Genomic DNA, 858 nt, shown 5'->3' with positions numbered 1-858 from the left:
AGCGCCGCGACGGCCGAGGTCTTCCGATCTCCTGAAGCCAGGGCAGATCCGTGCACAGCACCTTGCCGTAGAAGAACAGCAAGGCCGCCAATGCCTGACGATGCGTGGAGACCGAAACCTTGCGCTCGTTCGCCAGCCAGGACAGAAATGCCTCGACTTCGCTGCTGCCCAAGGTTGCCGGGTGACGCACACCGTGGAAACGGATGAAGGCACGAACCCAGTGGACATAAGCCTGTTCGGTTGGTAAGCTGTAATGCAAGTAGCGTATGCGCTCACGCAACTGGTCCAGAACCTTGACCGAACGCAGCGGTGGTAACGGCGCAGTGGCGGTTTTCATGGCTTGTTATGACTGTTTTTTTGTACAGTCTATGCCTCGGGCATCCAAGCAGCAAGCGCGTTACGCCGTGGGTCGATGTTTGATGTTATGGAGCAGCAACGATGTTACGCAGCAGGGCAGTCGCCCTAAAACAAAGTTAGCCATATGAACTCGGAATCAGTACGCATTTATCTCGTTGCTGCGATGGGAGCCAATCGGGTTATTGGCAATGGTCCTAATATCCCCTGGAAAATTCCGGGTGAGCAGAAGATTTTTCGCAGACTCACTGAGGGAAAAGTCGTTGTCATGGGGCGAAAGACCTTTGAGTCTATCGGCAAGCCTCTACCGAACCGTCACACATTGGTAATCTCACGCCAAGCTAACTACCGCGCCACTGGCTGCGTAGTTGTTTCAACGCTGTCGCACGCTATCGCTTTGGCATCCGAACTCGGCAATGAACTCTACGTCGCGGGCGGAGCTGAGATATACACTCTGGCACTACCTCACGCCCACGGCGTGTTTCTATCTGAGGTACATCAAAC

General features: G+C 54.5%; 1 protein-coding gene and 1 pseudogene. One reads left to right on the top strand and one right to left on the bottom strand.

The window, feature by feature from the left end; translation table 11 throughout:
• Window positions 1–337 (bottom strand): annotated as a pseudogene (gene intI1, locus ACFPZN_RS56220) (class 1 integron integrase IntI1); the annotation flags it as partial.
• 144 nt (window positions 338–481) lie between these two features.
• Here intI1 and ACFPZN_RS56215 point away from each other — a divergent pair.
• The coding region (locus tag ACFPZN_RS56215) for a dihydrofolate reductase (protein WP_151374597.1) at window positions 482–858 on the top strand (377 nt) is incomplete at its 3' end.

It is taken from the genome of Actinomadura rugatobispora, from assembly GCF_042656285.1.
Taxonomy (GTDB): Bacteria; Actinomycetota; Actinomycetes; order Streptosporangiales; family Streptosporangiaceae; genus Spirillospora; species Spirillospora rugatobispora.
The sequence above is the reverse complement of the archived record's forward strand: the minus strand, read 5'-3'. Positions and strand labels throughout refer to the sequence as shown.